19 protein-coding genes are annotated in these 17,485 nt (G+C 66.4%); 10 read left to right on the top strand and 9 right to left on the bottom strand.

The window, feature by feature from the left end; genetic code table 11:
• Window positions 1-121: 121 nt before the first annotated feature.
• Both ACOQPH_RS04670 and ACOQPH_RS04675 read right to left on the bottom strand, forming a co-directional pair.
• On the bottom strand, window positions 122-439 hold the full coding sequence (locus ACOQPH_RS04670) for a hypothetical protein (RefSeq protein ID WP_420623563.1): 318 nt from the start codon (window positions 437-439) through the stop codon (window positions 122-124).
• A gap of 165 nt (window positions 440-604) precedes the next feature.
• Complete coding sequence (locus ACOQPH_RS04675; protein ID WP_420623564.1) at window positions 605-1,471, bottom strand: SDR family oxidoreductase; 867 nt, start codon at window positions 1,469-1,471, stop codon at window positions 605-607.
• Between the two features lie 182 nt (window positions 1,472-1,653).
• Between ACOQPH_RS04675 and ACOQPH_RS04680 the strand changes: the two genes are divergently transcribed.
• The gene (locus ACOQPH_RS04680; RefSeq protein WP_420623565.1) at window positions 1,654-2,097 is read left to right on the top strand and encodes an SRPBCC family protein; all 444 of its coding nucleotides are present in this window, start codon (window positions 1,654-1,656) and stop codon (window positions 2,095-2,097) included.
• Here the strand turns inward: ACOQPH_RS04680 and ACOQPH_RS04685 are convergent.
• Window positions 2,075-2,728, bottom strand: a complete 654-nt coding sequence (locus ACOQPH_RS04685; protein ID WP_420623566.1) for a dimethylsulfonioproprionate lyase family protein — start codon at window positions 2,726-2,728, stop codon at window positions 2,075-2,077. The genes ACOQPH_RS04680 and ACOQPH_RS04685 overlap by 23 nt on opposite strands.
• A gap of 66 nt (window positions 2,729-2,794) precedes the next feature.
• Here ACOQPH_RS04685 and ACOQPH_RS04690 point away from each other — a divergent pair, with 66 nt between their 5' ends.
• Window positions 2,795-3,997: an acyl-CoA dehydrogenase family protein gene (locus ACOQPH_RS04690; RefSeq protein ID WP_420623567.1), complete on the top strand. Its 1,203-nt coding sequence runs from the start codon at window positions 2,795-2,797 to the stop codon at window positions 3,995-3,997.
• Between the two features lie 11 nt (window positions 3,998-4,008).
• Here ACOQPH_RS04690 and ACOQPH_RS04695 read toward each other — a convergent pair whose 3' ends face one another.
• Entirely contained in the window at window positions 4,009-6,405 is a 2,397-nt protein-coding gene (locus ACOQPH_RS04695) for an FtsX-like permease family protein (RefSeq protein ID WP_420623568.1), read from the bottom strand.
• Window positions 6,402-7,088 carry an ABC transporter ATP-binding protein gene (locus ACOQPH_RS04700; protein ID WP_420623569.1) on the bottom strand — a complete coding sequence of 229 codons (687 nt, stop codon included), beginning with the start codon at window positions 7,086-7,088 and terminating at the stop codon, window positions 6,402-6,404. Before ACOQPH_RS04700 ends, ACOQPH_RS04695 begins: the two co-directional genes overlap by 4 nt.
• Before the next feature lie 65 nt (window positions 7,089-7,153).
• Here ACOQPH_RS04700 and ACOQPH_RS04705 point away from each other — a divergent pair, with 65 nt between their 5' ends.
• The 8 genes from ACOQPH_RS04705 to ACOQPH_RS04740 all read left to right on the top strand — a co-directional run bounded on the left by ACOQPH_RS04705 (window position 7,154) and on the right by ACOQPH_RS04740 (window position 14,753).
• A complete protein-coding gene (locus ACOQPH_RS04705) occupies window positions 7,154-7,678 on the top strand; it encodes a PadR family transcriptional regulator (RefSeq protein WP_420623570.1) in 525 nt (174 codons plus the stop codon).
• The gene (locus ACOQPH_RS04710; protein ID WP_420623571.1) at window positions 7,678-8,352 is read left to right on the top strand and encodes an ABC transporter ATP-binding protein; all 675 of its coding nucleotides are present in this window, start codon (window positions 7,678-7,680) and stop codon (window positions 8,350-8,352) included. Before ACOQPH_RS04705 ends, ACOQPH_RS04710 begins: the two co-directional genes overlap by 1 nt.
• A 54-nt stretch (window positions 8,353-8,406) precedes the next feature.
• Window positions 8,407-8,820 (top strand): Fur family transcriptional regulator, encoded by a 414-nt coding sequence (locus tag ACOQPH_RS04715; protein WP_419554855.1) that lies wholly within the window; start codon window positions 8,407-8,409, stop codon window positions 8,818-8,820.
• 97 nt (window positions 8,821-8,917) lie between these two features.
• Window positions 8,918-11,134 (top strand): catalase/peroxidase HPI, encoded by a 2,217-nt coding sequence (gene katG, locus ACOQPH_RS04720; protein WP_420623572.1) that lies wholly within the window; start codon window positions 8,918-8,920, stop codon window positions 11,132-11,134.
• Window positions 11,135-11,183: 49 nt separating this feature from the next.
• The gene (locus ACOQPH_RS04725; RefSeq protein WP_420623573.1) at window positions 11,184-12,017 is read left to right on the top strand and encodes a phosphate/phosphite/phosphonate ABC transporter substrate-binding protein; all 834 of its coding nucleotides are present in this window, start codon (window positions 11,184-11,186) and stop codon (window positions 12,015-12,017) included.
• 25 nt (window positions 12,018-12,042) lie between these two features.
• On the top strand, window positions 12,043-13,068 hold the full coding sequence (locus tag ACOQPH_RS04730; RefSeq protein ID WP_420623574.1) for an LLM class flavin-dependent oxidoreductase: 1,026 nt from the start codon (window positions 12,043-12,045) through the stop codon (window positions 13,066-13,068).
• Window positions 13,069-13,286: 218 nt separating this feature from the next.
• Window positions 13,287-13,901: a hypothetical protein gene (locus ACOQPH_RS04735; protein ID WP_420623575.1), complete on the top strand. Its 615-nt coding sequence runs from the start codon at window positions 13,287-13,289 to the stop codon at window positions 13,899-13,901.
• Window positions 13,902-14,033: 132 nt separating this feature from the next.
• Window positions 14,034-14,753 (top strand): hypothetical protein, encoded by a 720-nt coding sequence (locus ACOQPH_RS04740; RefSeq protein ID WP_420623576.1) that lies wholly within the window; start codon window positions 14,034-14,036, stop codon window positions 14,751-14,753.
• Window positions 14,754-14,802: 49 nt separating this feature from the next.
• On the opposite strand, the gene ACOQPH_RS04745 is transcribed toward ACOQPH_RS04740, so the two are convergent.
• The 4 genes from ACOQPH_RS04745 to ACOQPH_RS04760 all read right to left on the bottom strand — a co-directional run bounded on the left by ACOQPH_RS04745 (window position 14,803) and on the right by ACOQPH_RS04760 (window position 17,449).
• Window positions 14,803-15,252, bottom strand: a complete 450-nt coding sequence (locus ACOQPH_RS04745; RefSeq protein ID WP_420623577.1) for a nucleic acid-binding protein — start codon at window positions 15,250-15,252, stop codon at window positions 14,803-14,805.
• A 1-nt stretch (window position 15,253) separates the two neighbouring features.
• Window positions 15,254-15,805 (bottom strand): hypothetical protein, encoded by a 552-nt coding sequence (locus tag ACOQPH_RS04750; RefSeq protein WP_420623578.1) that lies wholly within the window; start codon window positions 15,803-15,805, stop codon window positions 15,254-15,256.
• A 109-nt stretch (window positions 15,806-15,914) separates the two neighbouring features.
• Entirely contained in the window at window positions 15,915-16,820 is a 906-nt protein-coding gene (locus ACOQPH_RS04755) for an aminotransferase class IV (protein ID WP_420623579.1), read from the bottom strand.
• Window positions 16,821-16,840: 20 nt separating this feature from the next.
• Window positions 16,841-17,449 carry a redoxin domain-containing protein gene (locus tag ACOQPH_RS04760; RefSeq protein ID WP_420623580.1) on the bottom strand — a complete coding sequence of 203 codons (609 nt, stop codon included), beginning with the start codon at window positions 17,447-17,449 and terminating at the stop codon, window positions 16,841-16,843.
• Window positions 17,450-17,485 lie beyond the last annotated feature (36 nt).

A 17,485-nucleotide genomic window follows, 5' to 3' on the forward strand; every position in this document is an offset into this window, starting at 1 on the left:
GAATTTCTTCGTTGTGGTTGAAGTGGTCCAAGTAGGTGTTCACGAGGTGGCGCTGTAGCCGTGGCACTGCGTCAACGCTTCCGGGGAAACTCGTCAGCGCGTCGAACTCGGCGACCTCTCTTCAGTGTCGCGCCAAGGTGTGGGTACGCATCCATGTGACGCCATTGACGAGTGCGAACCCCGCGAAGGCACCAGCAACGTAGGGCGCCAGTTCGCCTTCGGAAACCGAGGTGTCGGCGGCTTCTGGTCGAGCTGCGACGGAAACGGAGACGGCGGTCACCAAGATCGCCGTCATGGCGAGGAACCCTGCGACAATCAGTTGGGATTGTCGCTGCGCATTCGCGAGGCGATTGTCCTGCTTGCTCCGGATCTCCCGGGCCTCGTCTAGGACTTGACTCCACGCGCCAGCGGTCTGGTCGCCAGCTTGGCCGGTGGACATGGCATGACACCTTTCAGAAACTTGCCAAGACCCCCTCCTTCATCTAGCGGCCTTCTCTGCCACCTTGACGTTGTGTCCTGGGCGGAACCGGGGCGCCGCCAACGTCCGTCACCATTTCGTGCGGGAAATCCGCACGACCGTCAGCCGATACCGCAGTGCGTCACGTCAATCCCACTCGGAGCGGAGCTGTTCCATCTCATTCCTCCGATAGATGCCGGTGAGCTTTCCGGCAGATTGCGCCACGACATCGTCCTGGCGAGGGCGAGGGGCGCGGTCGAGGCCGCCTTCGGCGTCGATGACTTGGCCTCGGATCCAGCCGCCGCTGTCGGTGACCAGGAACTCGACGAGGTTGGCGATGTCATCGGGGGTGCCCCACCGCTGATCGGGGAATTGCGCGCTCACCGCTCTATGCATGTCGCCAGTCGCGTACCCGGTGTCAACCGGGCCCGGGTTGATGCAGTTGGCCACGATCCGGGAGCTCGCAAGTGCGTGGTTGATGGAGGCCGTCATTTGGTGCAGCGCGCCTTTGGAAACGGCGTAGGCGATCTCGTCGTCCATCGGTGCGAGGTGCTGGCCGCTGGTAAACCAGATCATGCGTCCGACCGGCGGTGCTGGCGGCGGATCTGGCACGTGGACCTGGGCGAATCGCTGGGCAAGCAGGACGATGCTGCGCACGTTGACGGCCCAGCAACGGTCCAGTTCGCTCGCGTCAACCTCGGGCATCGACTGGTGCGAGCTGCGGGCGTGCGCCGCGACGACGATGTCCAGCCGGCCGTGCCTCTCGATGACCTCATCGACCAGGGAGTTGGGCGTCTCGGCCTGTTCAAGATCGTGGCGATGGACCTCGAACGGCACCGGCGACAGGGGCTGTTCGCCCCATGGCATCTCGGCGTCGTGAGCGGGCCACCCGGTTGCATCGACCGTGGCGCCGAGATCATGCAGCCGCTGCGCAAGAGCAGCTGCGATGCCTGCGTCCCGGGAAACTCCTGTCACCAGTGCGACGCGACCCGAGAGCGGTCCGGCAGTGCTCATGGCAGGCGAATCCTCTCGATGGGCGGGGTCTCATAGTGCGCGTGCACGAGCAGGTGCTCGACGACCGGTCTTGGCCGCGCTTCGCATGTTGCCAGATGGCCTCACCTGGAATCGAATGCAATTCTGCGGGTTGCATGTCGATAGCCTCTCGCTGCTCCCACTCCCGAAGAAGGACAGCGCACATGGTTGAGACCACCGCAAGCACCAGCATCGACATTGCCGCGAGCCCAGCGGCGGTGTACGGGATCCTGACGGACCTGTCCCGCATCAGCGAGATCAGCCCCGAGTGCTACAAGTCCGAGTGGGAGGACGGCTCGACCGGTCCCTCAGTCGGTGCGAAGTTCCGGGGTTACAACCAGAACGGCGACATGAAGTGGGACGCCGGCTGTGTCGTCGTGGCCGCCGAGCCGGGTCGGGAATGGGCCTTCGAGGTGCCTGCCCAGGACGGCCGCCGCACGCTCTGGCGCTACGAGATCGAGGCGACTGGCTCAGGCTGCCGGGTCACCGAGAGCTTCGACTCGCCGATTCTCGACATGGAGTTCTTCCAGAAGCACAACCGTCACTGCCTCCTGGTGAAGAACATCGCCCAGACGCTGGAGAACCTCAAGGCCGTCGCCGAGGCCTGAGAAGCGACTCGCTCCCGGCAAGCGTTGCGTCTGTCAGGGCGGCGTCGGCCACTACGGCCCCGGTCCAGCAGTAGAGGAGCACCGTTGGCGTTGCGCCGAAGTCCTGTTGGTGAGGCTGCCATGGTGCGTGATGCACGGAATCGCCGGGCCGCGTCATCCTGCTCGCTCCGTCGCTGCCGGTGAACGACGGCTCGCCGGCCAGCACGTGGTACAGCTCTTCGGCCTCGTGGTGGTGGCTGGGGTAGTGCAGGTTCGGGCCCCACACGGCGATGCCGACTCGCACGCAGCGATGCTCGACGATCGAATTCGGACCCACTAGCTGCACGTAGCCGTAGTTCTCGTGGAACTCATCGCTCAGCACGCCGCGGTAGCCGGCGGTCTGAATCCAGGGCAGTGCGGGGGCGAGGGAGAGAAATTCCTCGAGCACCGCGTCAATGGCGGGATCGCCGCTGCGTTCCACGGTGTCGAGGTGCCGCAGCACCGAGAGATTGCGGCGCTCTAGGAGGGCAGGGCTGCGCGCCTCGTCGAGCGCGCCGAGCACTTCATCAACCATCGGGTACTCGGGAACCGCTGAGCGGCTGCGGTGGAACCCTGCAATGCGCCGAAGCAGCTCGTCGATGACGCCAGCCACAACGGCATCTTCCCAAACGGCTGCAGCCTGCAAGTCGATGCCAGGTCGACAACTAGGTTCCAAACGGTGAGCGTGACGCGCAAGGGGGGTTCGGCCGGGCGACTGTCGCACGACGATGTCGTGGCGTGGGCGACGTCGATGGTCGAGCGGCTGTCGGAACGAGCCGCTGAGGCAGAAGAGCTGCGCGAACTGCCCCGGGCGACGATGGGCGACGCCGTTGCGAGCGGAGTCTTCGAGATGCTGGTGCCCAGCGAGCGCGGCGGCCACGGCCTCGGGCTGCGGTCACTCGGCGAGATGACACGCATCCTCGCCCATGGCTGCGTCTCCTCTGCGTGGACGCTGCTGTTCTTGGTGCTGCACAACTGGTTCGTGGCACGAGGGCCGCAGGAATTCCAGGCAGCGGTCTGGGGCAGTAGGCCATACGTGCTGATGCCCGGCACGCTCACTCCGACGGGGACCGCCGCGCCGGTCGACGGCGGCTACGAACTCACCGGTCGGTGGCAGTGGGCGACGGGAGTGCAGCACGCCGACTGGGTGATGCTTAACGGGCTCATACGGGGGGACAAGGGCCCCGAGGCGCGGTTCTTCGTGCTGCCGATAGCGGACGTCGAGGTCGTCGACGTGTGGCACACCTCGGGCATGCGAGGGACCGGCAGTAACGATGTGGTCGCTGATCAGGTGTTCGTCCCTGCCCACCAGACGCTCGCCGCCCTCGAGCTTGCCGGGAACTTCCCGCCGGGTGCGGAACTGAGCGCCGATCCCTTCGTGCGCTATCCGATGGTGCCTGTGCTGACGCTCGTCGCTGCTGCAGCAGCTTTAGGCGGGGCCGAAGCCGCTGTCGGGCTCTTCCGTGAGCGCCTGACCTCGCGGGTGCTGGCGTACTCGAAGGGCGATCGCCAGGCGGAACAGCCGGCAGCTCAGGTGCGCCTCTCGCAGGCACTGTCCACGGTGCGAGCCGCTCGACTCGTGTGGGACGACGCGGTGAGCCAGGTGTGCGACGTCTACGACGGGGGAGGAGTATTCGAAACGGTCGACCGGGGGCGAGTACGGCTCGCAGCTGCCCAGACGGTTCGCCTATCGATCGAGGCAGTCGGCACCGTGCTGGAGGGGTCGGGCGCGTCGGTGCACCTCTCCGATTCGCCGCTGCAGCGCATTTCCCGCGATCTGCTGACGCTGCGAGGGCACATGGTCTTCGACTGGGATCGCACGGCAGAGCTCGCCGGCAAGCTGGAACTCGGCCTCGACCCCGCACCCACCGACCTGCTCTGAAGGAGCAGAGCTCAGCGGGCGAGTGCGTTGAGGATGTCGAGTCGGTTGGCCCGGCGGCACGGCAGGATTGCGCCGGCTCCGGCGATGGCGATGCCGGTGAGGATGGCGGCAGCGAAGGCGGCGGGGCTGAAGGCGTAGTCGATGTCGAACGCGGTTATGGCCCGAATGGTGCTCACGAGACTGGCGTGGTAGGCGGAACCAGCGACTGCCCCGAGTACTGCCCCGGTCAGGCCGATAGCGAGGGCCTCGGTTGCAACGCTCGTGACGATGCGTCGTTTGGTAGCGCCGATGGCTCGGAGCACCGCGAACTCATTGGTGCGCTCCAGCGTTGATGCCAGCAGCGTGTTGAGGAGCGCTACTGCGGCGCAGGTGACAATCACGAGCAGCATCATTGCGATGAGGGCGAGGATTTGGTCGGAGGATTGGCGAGCGTCCGCCCCGAACTCCTCGCCGGTGAAGATCTGGACCCGATGTCCGGCGGTGATCCGGTCGAGCTGCTCGCGGACAGCGCTCGGGTCGGCCCCGGGTTCAAGTTGGACTTCGTAACGGGCGAAGCTGTCGATTCCGTAGTGGGCGGCGAAGAGATCGTGGGAGATGTTGACCATGCCGCCGCTGCCAGGAGCGATAGCGCCGGTGATGGCGACGATCGGCAGTCGCAGGGAAGGTGTCGCGCCCGGTATGTCGATGATGTCGCCGACTTCGTAGCCGAACGTGAGCGCTGTCTGCTTGATCACAACGGCGCCTTCTCCGGCGGCCATCCGGGCACGTGCGTCATCGGTGGCGAGCCGGGTGAAGGAGTAGGCGCTGTCGCCGTAGACACCTTGGACACCGACGATGTGGGGTCCTGACTCGGCGGGGACCCAGGTGTTGGCGGCGATCGAACGCACGCCCTCGATGGATTCGAACTCGGTCGTCCACGCCGTTGGAAGGCCGACGAGAGCGATGTTGTCACCGGACGTAGTACCGATCCAGAAGTCGCTTCCCAGGATCGTGGACAGGTTCTCATTGGTGGTGTCCCGCAGGTTGACAGCTAGGCCAGAGGTGGTGACGGCGATGGCGACAGCGATCATCACCACCGTTGTGGTGCCCCACACGCGCCGCCCCGAACGCTTCAGCGCTGTGGCTGCGAGCTCGCCGCTGGCACCCAGCCGTCGAGCAATGCCAACCGTCATCGCGATGATGAACGGGGCGGCACCGGCGGCGATGCACAGGAGCCCCGCCATGGCCGCTCCGAAGGCCAGCCGGCCGCTAGGGATCACGAAGAGCAGGACGCCCGCACCGATGAGCCACCAGCGGCGGGTGAGGTGATGCTCGGAAGGCTGCACCTCTGGACGGAGCGCTTCGAGGGGTTCGATGCGAAGCGCCCGGCGTGCGGGGACGATTGCGGATGCCATGGCGGTGGCAACACCCAGGAGCCATGCGACAACGAGCAGTGTCGCCGGGACCGAGGTCTGCAGCGGTGTTCCGATGGCGCGCGCGAACGCATCAGGCACCGAGGCGATCACCGAGCGAGCCATAGCTGTCCCCAGCACCAGGCCGAGCGCCGAGCCGACCGCCCCCAGCGTTGCGGCTTCGGCGAGCACGCCGGTGAGGATCGTTCGGCGGTCGCCGCCGAGCGCTCGCAGCGATGCAATCTCGTGCCGCCGATCGAGAACGGTCATGTTCATGGTGTTGAACAGCAGGAACCCGCCCACAACGAGCCCCATGGCTCCCAAGATCGACAGCATGGTGAACAAGATGCCGATGGTGTTGCGGGCTTGGATGACCCTGTTGGCTGCCTCGCGGATGTCCGCATCGCCCGCAGCGGTCGCCAGGGCGGTCGGGTCGGGCTGGCCATAGACGAGCAGCGTCTCGGTCCCGGTGCGTCCACGCAGGCGAAGCGCAGTCTCGAGGTCAGCGACTGCGACGCGCCCGCCGTAGCGACCCCGCAGTTCGGAGTCGGCTCGGCCTGCGATCTGGCCGGCCATGGGTTCGCCGGTGGGACCAGTGAAGACATGACGACCGGACACCGGCAGCGCCGACCCGGTCCGGATGCCCGTGGTTGCCGCCAGGGCTTGTGCCGGGCGGGTCGTCAGCCCGTCATGGTCTTCGAGCGCGACCAGCCATCCCTGGACGTCGTCAATCATCATGGGCACTTCGACGAAGTGGCGGACACCCTCCACTCGTTCTACGTCTGCGATTGCGTCGCGTGCCCGTTCGAGGTCCGCTGTGGCGACCGTGACTTCATAGCGGGCCCCGCCGACAAGGGCCACGGTCGCATCGGCTGTGGCAGTCGCGGACGTCAGCAGCGACGACATGGCGACGATGAGGCCGACGCCTGAGGCGATGCCCAAGACGGACACGGCCGTGCGCAAGCGGTGGTCCCGCAGACGACGAAGGTGAAGCAACCGGAACCGATCGAGCATCATGTCGGCACCGGGTCGTCGGCGACCCTGCCGTCGCGCAGGCTGATGATCCTGGCACCGGCACTGGTGGCAATGGCGGGTTCGTGGGTGACGACGACGAGGCTCCGCCCCCGGTCGATGGTGAGCTCCTTCAACAACGCCAGGATGCTCGCTGAGTTGGCTTGGTCGAGGGCCCCGGTCGGTTCGTCGGCGAACACAACTTCGGGATCCGTCATGAGCGAGCGGGCGATGGCGACGCGCTGCTGCTCGCCTCCTGAGAGCTCATGGGGCGGATGGTCCGATCGATCTGTAAGCCCCACATCGTCGAGCAGTGCCAGTGCCCTGTGTCGTTGCGTGCGCAGCGGCTTGCCGTCGAGCAACTCGGCGAGGGCGACGTTCTCCCACGCGGCCAGGCCCGGCAGCAGCAGGAACGACTGGAACACGAATCCGAATGTGCGGCGCCGGAATGCTGAACGCTGATCGTCGGACAGGCCGGCGGTGTCGACGCCGTTGATGCACAGCGTGCCGGCGGTGGGCTTGTCGATGAGCCCGAGCAGGTGCAGCAGCGTCGACTTGCCTGAGCCGCTGGGACCGGTGACGGTCACGAATTCGCCAGGACCGATGTCGAGCGAAACGTCGTCGAGGGCGACGATCTCTTGGGCGCCGCGTCGGTGGACACGTTTCAGGTTCATGGCGTCAAGGTTCATTGGCAACTATTCTAGTTGTGTATACCGAGTGTGTATTGACGGTGAACTTGTGCCACACTCGTGTCGTGAGCGTGCAACACGCCTTGCTCGGGTTCATGGAGTCCACTCCACGACATGGCTACGACCTGAAGCGCTCGTACGACAGCTTGTTCGCCGAGATGAGACCGCTGCGCTTCGGTCAGGTCTACGCAACGCTCTCACGCCTCGAACGCGACGGTCTCGTCGAACTCGCCGAGACCACCCCTGGACAGGGTCCCGAGCGCAAGACCTACGCCATCACCGCCGAGGGTGTCACTGACCTTGAGCGATGGTATGGCGAGCCTGAGCCAGCCCAGTCACCCATCGACAGTGCCCTGTTCCTGAAGGTCACTCTCGCCGTGCTGTCGGGCAGGGACGCCAGGCAGATCATCGAAGCGCAACGGGAGAGCCATACAGGTCGGATGCGGAAGCTCACCAAGGCCAAAGACGATGCCGGCGAACACGAGCGTGCGCTGCTCGACTACGCCCTGTTCCACCTTGAGGCAGATCTGCGCTGGATGGACCACACCGCCCAGCGGCTCGGCGAGCTACGGCGTGCGCTCGCCCTGTGATGCCGATTGTCGAGACCGTCGGCGTCACCCGGGTCTTCGGCACTGACGGAACCGTTACCGCACTCGACGACGTGTCGATCAGCGTCTCTGGCGGCGAATTCGTCGCAATCCAGGGACCGAGCGGGTGCGGTAAGTCCACCCTGCTCCACCTGTTGGGCGGGCTCGACACGCCGACCGCAGGCACGATCCGCTTCGGCGGCGTCGACCTCGCTGCGTTGACCGACAACGAGCGCACCCGGCTGCGTCGGCGCAGCATCGGCATCGTGCTGCCCATCGTCGAGCTCGTCCCGACCCTGACGACCTGGGAGAACGTGGCAATCTCGTTGCTCCTCGACGGCCGTGCCATGGCCGAGGGGCGGGCTCGGGCCACCGAATTGCTTGATGCGGTCAGGCTCTCTGACCGCACCCACACCGTTGCCTCACGGCTGTCGACTGGGGAGGCCCAGCGGGTCGCTGTCGCTCGGGCGCTCTACAACGAACCGGAGCTGCTCCTGGCCGACGAGCCGACATCATTCCTGGACAGCGTGCGCTCTGACGAGATTGTCGGTCTCTTGAGGACTCTCGCCAACGACGGCCGCACCATCGTCATGGCGACTCACGACGCCCGCGCCGCAGCCTTTGCCGACCGCTCGATTCGCCTGCTGGATGGTCATGTAGTTCAAGATGTATGCTGATATTGGATTAAGTCCAGAATCATGTATCCTTTCGGCGTGATCGAAGCCCAGCAGATGTTGCGGGAGCGAGGGATACAAGTGACCGCACAGCGGTTGGCTGTGTTCGGTGCCGTGTCGGCCCGACCGCATGCCACTGCTGACGATCTGGTCGACGATGTGCGTGCCAGTATCGGGTCAGTATCCCGACAGGCAGTGTTCGACGCCTTGACCATGTTGACCGAAGAAGGTCTCATCCGGCGCATCCAGCCGGCACGGTCGGCGGCCCGATACGAGGACCGGGTCGACGACAACCATCATCACCTGGTGTGCCGGGCCTGCGGAGGCATGGTCGATGTCGACTGCGCTGTGGGGTACCGGCCGTGCCTCGAGGCCGCAGACGACAACGGCTTCTCGATCGACGAGGCCGAGGTCATCTACTGGGGCTACTGCGGGGACTGCCAGCCAGCGGTCGGGACGAGTGGCGCATGAGGGCAAGCAATTCAGCCTGCCGACCCGGTCCACAACCGGCCCGACAAGCACTTCTGCAAGACCACACATCACTCCAACTCTCAGCCAAGGAGCAGCAATGACCGATACCGGCACCGCCAGTACAACAACAGCGTCGAACGGCAGATGCCCGGTGCTGCATGAGAGCGCAGCTATGGGCTCGCTCGCGAACCAGCACTGGTGGCCCGAGCAGCTGAACCTGCGGCCGCTCGGCAAGAACTCGCCGCTGATCGACCCCACCGACGAGCAGTACAACTACGCCGCCGAGTTCGGGAGCCTCGACCTCGCGGCGGTGAAGGCGAACCTTGCCGAGGTGATGACCACCTCGCAGGACTGGTGGCCGGCCGACTTCGGCCACTACGGGCCGCTCATCATCCGCATGGCGTGGCACAGCGCCGGCACCTACCGCATCCATGACGGACGGGGCGGCGGCGGCTCGGGCACGCACCGGTTCGCACCGCTGAACAGCTGGCCCGACAACGCCAACCTGGACAAGGCCCGCCGGCTGCTGTGGCCGGTCAAGCAGAAGTACGGCCGCAAGATCTCCTGGGCCGATCTGATGATCTTGGCTGGCAACGTCGCGCTGGAGTCGATGGGCTTCGAGACCTTCGGTTTCGGCGGCGGCCGGGTGGACGTGTGGGAGCCCGAGGAGGACATCTACTGGGGTCCCGAGACCGTCTGGCTCGACGACGAGCGCTACAGCGGCGACCGTGAGCTGGCCGACCCGCTCGGCGCCGTGCAGATGGGTCTGATCTATGTGAACCCTGAGGGGCCGAACGGCACGCCTGACCCGCTCGCGGCGGCGAGGGACATCCGGGAGACCTTCGCCCGCATGGCCATGGACGACGAAGAGACCGTTGCCCTCATCGCCGGGGGCCACACCTTCGGCAAGACGCATGGCGCCGCCGACGGCGACCAGCACGTCGGCCCCGAGCCTGAAGGCGCCAGCCTGCAAGAGCAGGGCCTCGGGTGGTCGAGCACCTACGGCAGCGGCAAGGCGGGCGACACGATCACCAGCGGGCTCGAGGGCATCTGGACGCCCACGCCGGTGACGTGGGACGACACGTTCTTCGAGGTCCTGTTCGGCTACGAGTGGGAACTCTCCCAGAGCCCGGCGGGGGCGTGGCAGTGGGTCCCGACCGATCCCGCTGCGGAAGGCACCGTGCCCGATGCGCACGACCCGTCGAAACGCCACGTGCCGGTCATGCTGACCACCGATCTGGCGCTGCGGATGGACCCCATCTACGAGCCGATCTCGCGGCGCTTCTGTACCCATCCCGACGAGTTCGCCGACGCGTTCGCGAGGGCATGGTTCAAGCTCACCCATCGCGACATGGGCCCGGTCGCCCGGTACCTCGGACCCGAGGTCCCCAACGAGCAGCTGATCTGGCAGGACCCGGTACCGGCCGTCGACCACGATCTGGTCGGTAGTGCCGACATAGCGGCGCTCAAAGCTCAAGTCCTCAGCTCCCCGCTGTCGGTCTCACAGATGGTCAAGACGGCCTGGGCGTCGGCGTCGACGTTCCGCGACAGCGACCTGCGAGGTGGGGCCAACGGTGCCCGCATCCGGCTTGCACCTCAGAACGGCTGGGAGGCCAACGGCCCCGCTGAGCTGGCTGAGGTACTGGCGACGCTGGAGGAAATCCAGTCTGAGTTCAACAGCTCTCAGAGCGGCGACAAGCGGGTGTCCCTGGCCGATCTGATCGTCCTGGGCGGGTGCGCCGGGGTCGAGCAGGCGGCCCGCGACGCCGGCCATGACGTCGTGGTTCCGTTCTCGCCAGGACGCACAGACGCGTCGGCGGGCCAGACCGACGCCGAGTCCTTCGCCGTGCTCGAGCCGACTGCCGACGGATTCCGCAACTACTGGCGGGACGATGACAAACGCCGCCCCGAGGTGATGCTGGTGGACCGAGCGAGCCTGCTGTCGTTGACAGCGCCTGAGATGACCGTGCTTGTCGGCGGCCTGCGAGTGCTGGGTGCCAACAACGGCGGCTCGTCGCTCGGCGTGCTCACCGACCGGGCCGGGTCGCTCACCAACGACTACTTCGTGAACCTGCTCGACATGGACACCCAGTGGCAGATGTCCGACACCGAGCACATCTTCGAAGGCCGCGACGGCGACTCTGGCGAGCTCCAGTGGACAGCGAGTGCCGTCGACCTGGTGTTCGGCTCGAACTCCCAGCTGCGGGCCATCGCCGAGGTCTACGGGTGCGACGACGCCGAGTCGAAGTTTGTAGGCGACTTCGTGGCGGCCTGGACAAAGGTCATGAACCTGGACCGGTTCGACCTGAGCTGAGGAATCGCCGCCGAGAGCGGCGCTACGTTGGGCGGCGGGGGATGAGCTCATGACCGAACGCCCTAGGCCGCTCATGATCGGTGCCACGGCGGCTGATCCGAAGCGAGCCGTCTACATCTGGAACGCCATCCGCAAGTACTTCAACGAGGCCGGACTGGAGACGGAGTACGCGCTGTATTCCACCTACGACGCGTTGTGCACGGCGGTGCTGGATGGCCATGTCGACATCGCGTGGAACGCGCCGATGGCGCATGCGCAGCTGCTGCTGCAGTCACCGGGCGCCTGCCGAACGCTGGCGATGCGCGACACCGACGAGGACGTCCACTCGCTCATCGTCGCCCGGGCCGACGCCGCCATCGCCGATCTCGATGACCTGCGTGGGCGGCGGCTCGCCTTGGGCGTTGACATTTCCAGCGAGCTGTACTTGCTGCCGGTCGCTCAGCTCGCGGAGGACGGGTTTGATGTCACATCGGACTACGAACTCGTCGAGCTGGAAGCCACGGAGTACTCCAACCTGCAGTCATGGGTGGACGACCGGACGATCTTCGGCGCCGTCATGGACGGTCGAGCCGATGCCGGGGTGATCTTCGAGCCGTGGCTCGGGTACTTGAAGCGCCGCCACGAGCTGGCCGACGAGGACATCGTCGAGGTGTGGCGCACCCGTCCCTACTGCCACTGCGCCTTCACCTCCGGCCCCGGCCTGAGCGACGACACCTGCGAGCAGTTCGTGGAGCTGCTCGTGGCCATGGATCCCGACGACCCCGAGATCGCCGAGATGATGCGCATGGAGCACGTCTCCAAATGGGTGCGCGCCACCGATGACGGCTGGAACGATCTCATGGGTGCTGTCGAGAAAGCCGACCTCGTCGGCAAGATCTTCTAGGTCCCGACCCGGAGAAGCACCAGATATGTCGAAACCCGCGCTTGGCCTGCTGCTCGGATTTGAAGACTCGATGGCTGACTTCGTCGAGCTGGCCCGGCAAGGGGAAGCCGCCGGGATGGACTCGATGTACACCGTCGAAGCCGGTCGCAGTGCGTTTGTGTCGGCAGCCGCCGTCATCGCCGCGACCGAGCGGGTTGCCGTCGGCACCTACATCGCCAATGCGTATGCCCGTAAGCCGTGGCTCACGGCGATCGCGGCCCGCGATCTCGACGAGATGAGCGAGGGACGGTTCACGCTGGGACTCGGCACCGGCAACCGCCACTTCAACGAGTGGTACATGGGCATCGACGACTTCCGCCCGCTCGGCAAGCTGCGCGACTACATCGGGATTGTCCGCAGTGCGGTCGCCGGCCGGGCGGGCGAGCCGGTGCGGTACGAGGGCGATCACCACCGGATCCGCTGGCGGGCCAGCTGGGAGCCGACACGGCCGTCGATCCCGGTGTACCTGTCCGCCTCGGGGCCCAAGATGGTCCGCCTGGCAGGCGAGGTGGCCGACGGGGTCGGCGTCGGGGTGATGTCCTCAGTCGAATTCATGCGTGACATCGTCCGTCCGGCGGCACGGGAGGCTGCCGGCGATGCCGGTCGCGACCCCGACAGCCTGGCATTCCCCATGGGGTCGTTCATCAGCATCAACGAGGACCCCGAGCTGGCACGCAAGGTCACCCAAGCCACCATCTGCGGCCTGTTCCACCCGGTGCCGCACCCGTACTACGTCTCGCAGCTGCGCCAGCTCGGCTTCGACGAGTTCGCCGACGCAGCGGCACACCTCGTGCCCCAGGGTCAGATGCGCGAGGCGATGGACCTGGTGCCCGACGAAGTCGTCGACACCATGAGCATCACCGGCACGCCGGCCCAGTGCGCCGCACGCATCGCCGACTACGACGGGCTGGCCGACGAGATCATCTTGTACTGGCTGCCCCAGCGCACCGATCCGCCCGGGCTCGCCGGCTACGAGTCGCTGTTCGAGGTGGTCTCGCTGGCCAGCGCCTGATACCGCCCGTCAGCTTCTGCGCCCCTTGGCTGTAGCGGTGGCCGCTCGCAACCGCCTGAGGGAGTGGCCAGCAGGGATGCCGCTCGTGGGCGAGGGCTAGCGTCGGGGCCGCGGCAATCGGGCACCCGGGGGAGACATGGCCGAGCGAATGGTCCAGGCCAACGGGATCGACGTCCACACCGCTGAGTAGCTGACCAACACAACGGGAAGGAGTGCTGATGCTGTCCGATCGCAGTTTGGGGTGGCTCCGGTACCTCGACCGCAAGGCCCACACTCCCGACGACTGGTCACGCACCGGCCAGCCGCATCCCCACTGGGACGACCGCTCCGACCCGCCGATGGCCAGCTGGCATCGATTCGACCTGGTCGACTCGTCCTACGCCCTCGGCCTGATGGCGCACCGCACACCGGCGTGGACCGAGCGGTACGTAGCCGTCTTGGACCAGCTGATCGAGCGCCACACCGGATGGTGGTCCGCCGCCGACTGGCTCACCCAGTTCGGCCCCGACCCCGACCGGGCCGACTACCCCGACGCCTACCGGCCGTTCATCCCGCGCCAGCTCTGGGGCGACTACGACGTGCCCGGCTGGACCGCCAACGGCATCGAGCCGTGGGGCGTTCAGATGGACCCCGTCGCCGCCGACGGGATGCTCTTTTACAAAGGCTTCTTCCTAGTGCTGCTCGGCATCCGCGAGATGATTGCCGCCGAGAGCCGCTGGAATGAGCCGTTCGAGATGATCCGTGACGGCGAGCACACCTTCACGTGGACTCACTCGGAGATCGCCGCCCACCTGCGGCAGCAGTGGCTGGCCGCCCCGATCGGCTGCCACTGAGAGAACACCAAGATCTGGCCGTTCTGACTGGCCGGAGCCGGCCTCGGTCTGAGGCTTCACGACAACCGCTACGGCACTGACCATCACCCCGCCGCCTTCGGCCCCTGGTGGGAGTACGCCCGCGAGCACTACTTGGATCTGGTCGGAGAGGCCGAGCCCACGACGACCACCATGTATTACGACCCGCTGATCGACGTGCACCACCACCTGCCGGTCCGGGCCGCGCTGACCACGTCGTTCTACGTGGCTCCCCAGCAGGCCGGAGAGGCCCGGCGCCTGTTCGATGCCGCGTGCCGTTCGGCCCGCCTCGACAAGGACCTCGACCTGCCGCTGATCGCTGGCCGCGGGATCCCTTCATCGCTGGTGCTGGCCCGCGAGTGGGGCATGACCGACTTGGAGGAGCGGTTGGCATCGGCCGTCGAGGCATCGTACGAACCGACGTGGGACCACGACCGGGGAGAGTTCACCTGGGGCATGGGCCTGGACGAAGAGCACCCGCGAGGCCAGTTCAACGCCTTCCTGGCAGCGGCCGAGGCGGGTGGTCCAGGGCGGTGGACTGCGCTCTCGGCCGCGCCGCTGGAGCGTTGCCCCCAAGTGGTCGACGTGGATTTCCCCCGCGTCGCCCTCCGCCGGGCCGAGTGGGCCGACGGCACCCTCCGGCTCGGGCTCGTGCCGCTGCACGACGACCCGATGCAGCGCACAACGTTCCGGGTCACGGGAACCGAGCCAGGGTCATGGCAGATCATCGGCCCCGAGAGCGCCACCGTCGAGCAGACCGATCATGGCCTTGTGATCGACACGCCGCTCGTCACTGCCGACCTCGAATTGGCTCCCTCGGCTCAACGGGAATGATCAGCCAACGCTGCTAGTGGGTGTGCCCGGCGCCCGCCTGCTGACAGGGTCAGATCTCGGCCCAGTGCTTGGCATCCACGAAGCGTTCAAGATGAGCGACGTTGGTCGTTGCCACAGTCACCAGTTCGCTGGACGCGGCGGACTGAAGGCTTCGGGCTTGGGCCGCGAGTACGACATCGCCGTCGAGTGCAGCATCGTGCGCGGTTGGATAGCCCTCGTTGCGTGCCATCGCCCAGAGTTCGGCAGCCGCACGCAAGACCGGCGTGGACAGCGGCTGGTAGCCGAGACCGTTGCACAGTTCGTTCAACCGGGCGATTCCTAGGTCTTTCCGGGCACGGATGAGTTCTCGGCGCACTTCGTAGTCAGCGATCTCGGGAACAACGAACCGGACCCCAGCAGCGATGTGGCTGCGCGCCCATTGCTGGGCGTCGTGCCCGGCACCGTGAGGTGTCGGGTTGCTGAGCAGTCCGAGAGGCCCGCTGTCGAGGACGATCAGCACGTCAGAACGGACGTCCCTCTGAGCGGCGTGTTGCGGCGAGCGCCTCGAAGAGCTCGCGGCCGGTCTGTTCACGCTCGTCGATGTCGCCAATTGCAGACACGGCGTCGAGGGCCGCGAGCGCCCGGGATGCTGGGGAGGCAGGGAGGGCAGCGGTGGCAGGCATAGCGGCGTCGGCAACGTAACGCTCTGCCTTCGTGAAGTGCGCGGAGCCCTTGACGGCGCCCTTCCTGCCGGTGGCATGCCACCCGAGCTTCGCCATCTTGAGCTTCACGGCAACTCCGACGGTCTGACGAGTCCGAAAACTAGATGGGCCTCCCGCGAGCACCGCCACGATTTTCGGGTCTGTCTCGATGAACCGCACCACGCCGCAGAGGGCCGGCAAGCCATGCATTTCGGCATCGACGAGGCGCTGCTCATTTGCGCGGTCATTGAGCAGGGCGAAGAGCTGTCGGTAGGCCCCAGGGTGCCGGTCGAGCTCGTCTCGGTACTTGGCCGCGTGCGGGTCGCGTGCAAAGTCATCCGCAGTGATATCCCGTCGAGCCGACGCCGTCATATCACTAGTTTAGACATCCTCATTTGAGATGTCTCAAAGGTGGTCGCTCTCATTCGTCTTGGATTGTTCGCACCGACCTCGAACTGACGCAGGGGAGCAGCGGGGCGGCCTAGTAGGAGACTGGGGTGGTCCAGCGGGGATCGTCGTGGGCGTCCCAGTAGGCCTGCCGAAGCTGGGTCGTGATCGGCCCCGGGTTTCCGTCGCCGACCGGCTGGCCGTCGATCATCGTGACCGGCATGACGCCGCCGGCTGTGCTGGTCATGAACGCCTCGTCGGCCCGGCCGGCGTCGCCGACCGGGATCGGTGCGACATGGGTGGGCAGCCCCAGCTCGGCGGCCAGATCGAGGACCGTCCGGCGGGTGATGCCTTCGAGCACCCCAGCGTCGGGCGTGTACAGCTGGCCGTCGGCAACGAGGAAGATGTTGAACCCAGGCCCCTCGGTGAGATTCCCGTCGAGGTCAGGAAGCACGACCACGCCGCCGCCCCGCTCGCGGGCCTCGAACGCGCCGCGGGTCAGGTCGCCCCAATGGAAGTTCTTGACCGTCGGGTCAACAGAGGCCTCGGGAATGCGCACCGTGTCCCGGGCGATGATCAGGTGTGATCCAGCCTCCTGCTTGTCGGGTTCGACGATCCACACGTAGGGAATCGCATAGGCATAAAACTGGTTCCGAAAGGTCCAGGGATTGCGGCTCTCACGGCCGGGCCACCCTCTCGTCGCGATCATGTCGACGTAGGACTCGCGCAGCCCCGACCGTCGAACGCACTCATGCAGGATCTGCGTGATCTGCTGGCGGTTGACGTCGAGGTTCAAGTGGAGATGCTTCATGCTGCGTTCGAACCGGTCCAGATGCTCGTCCAGGCGGAAGAACTTGCCGTTCCACACCGCAACGACGTCGTAGGTGACATCTGACCGGCCGAATCCGACGTCGAGCAGCGGGATCTTGGCGTCGCCGATCGGGACGAACTCACCTTGGATCCAGGCGCATCCCCCGCTGAAGGGGTTGTCGTCAGCCATCGGGGACTCCGTTCGTTGGGTCACTCGTCGTCGGCGCTGGGCCCGTCACTGGCACGGCGGTCGATCAGCCTCTGGAAATGCTGTGCGCCGTTCATGGCCGGCACGCGGCCCACACCGGGCCCCATGTCGCCCAGTACCGGGAAGCCGGCCTCCACACGGAAGCTGAACGGCATCGATTCGGGCCCGAAGCACTCGACGTCATCGCAGGCCTGCCAGCGAACCCGACCGCTGATCGTGACGTAGCGACCGTCGTCGTCCTTGCGCATCTGCCGCGCGTTTTGCGCTACCGGCAACCGCAGCACCACGTCCCCCTCGTAGGTCTGCAGCGTTTCGCCCGACCCTGCGAGTGTCAGGGGCGAGGTCGGCGGCGCCAGCAGCTCGAAGAATTTCGCCACGATGGTCCCGTCCGCATCAACGACATACGACCCGGGGAACGGAAGGCCGTACCACGGGTGGTCATCTGGCGGGATCAGCGTGTTGAGGATCCCGAACGACCTGATCACCTCGCTGTCGGGGTCGGACAGCATGGTGAAGGTCGTGTCATGGGCCGCCGCGTAGTCGGCCAAGGCGTCGGGCTCGTCATAGCTCAGCGCATACAGGCACACACCCGCTGCCCGGTAGGCGTCCATGCCCCCTTCCAGCTCGACCAGCTGGGTGCGGCACGG

The sequence above is a fragment of the Candidatus Poriferisodalis sp. genome (assembly GCF_965221945.1).
Classification (GTDB): domain Bacteria; phylum Actinomycetota; class Acidimicrobiia; order Acidimicrobiales; family Poriferisodalaceae; genus Poriferisodalis.

Coding starts and splice junctions, on each gene's coding strand:
- ACOQPH_RS04670 (WP_420623563.1), bottom strand. CDS start 439: ATGTCCACCGGCCAAGCTGGCGACCAGACCGCTGGCGCGTGGAGTCAA.
- ACOQPH_RS04675 (WP_420623564.1), bottom strand. CDS start 1,471: ATGAGCACTGCCGGACCGCTCTCGGGTCGCGTCGCACTGGTGACAGGA.
- ACOQPH_RS04680 (WP_420623565.1), top strand. CDS start 1,654: ATGGTTGAGACCACCGCAAGCACCAGCATCGACATTGCCGCGAGCCCA.
- ACOQPH_RS04695 (WP_420623568.1), bottom strand. CDS start 6,405: ATGATGCTCGATCGGTTCCGGTTGCTTCACCTTCGTCGTCTGCGGGAC.
- ACOQPH_RS04700 (WP_420623569.1), bottom strand. CDS start 7,088: ATGAACCTTGACGCCATGAACCTGAAACGTGTCCACCGACGCGGCGCC.
- ACOQPH_RS04710 (WP_420623571.1), top strand. CDS start 7,678: ATGCCGATTGTCGAGACCGTCGGCGTCACCCGGGTCTTCGGCACTGAC.
- ACOQPH_RS04715 (WP_419554855.1), top strand. CDS start 8,407: ATGTTGCGGGAGCGAGGGATACAAGTGACCGCACAGCGGTTGGCTGTG.
- katG (WP_420623572.1), top strand. CDS start 8,918: ATGACCGATACCGGCACCGCCAGTACAACAACAGCGTCGAACGGCAGA.
- ACOQPH_RS04725 (WP_420623573.1), top strand. CDS start 11,184: ATGACCGAACGCCCTAGGCCGCTCATGATCGGTGCCACGGCGGCTGAT.
- ACOQPH_RS04730 (WP_420623574.1), top strand. CDS start 12,043: ATGTCGAAACCCGCGCTTGGCCTGCTGCTCGGATTTGAAGACTCGATG.
- ACOQPH_RS04735 (WP_420623575.1), top strand. CDS start 13,287: ATGCTGTCCGATCGCAGTTTGGGGTGGCTCCGGTACCTCGACCGCAAG.
- ACOQPH_RS04750 (WP_420623578.1), bottom strand. CDS start 15,805: ATGACGGCGTCGGCTCGACGGGATATCACTGCGGATGACTTTGCACGC.
- ACOQPH_RS04755 (WP_420623579.1), bottom strand. CDS start 16,820: ATGGCTGACGACAACCCCTTCAGCGGGGGATGCGCCTGGATCCAAGGT.
- ACOQPH_RS04760 (WP_420623580.1), bottom strand. CDS start 17,449: ATGGACGCCTACCGGGCAGCGGGTGTGTGCCTGTATGCGCTGAGCTAT.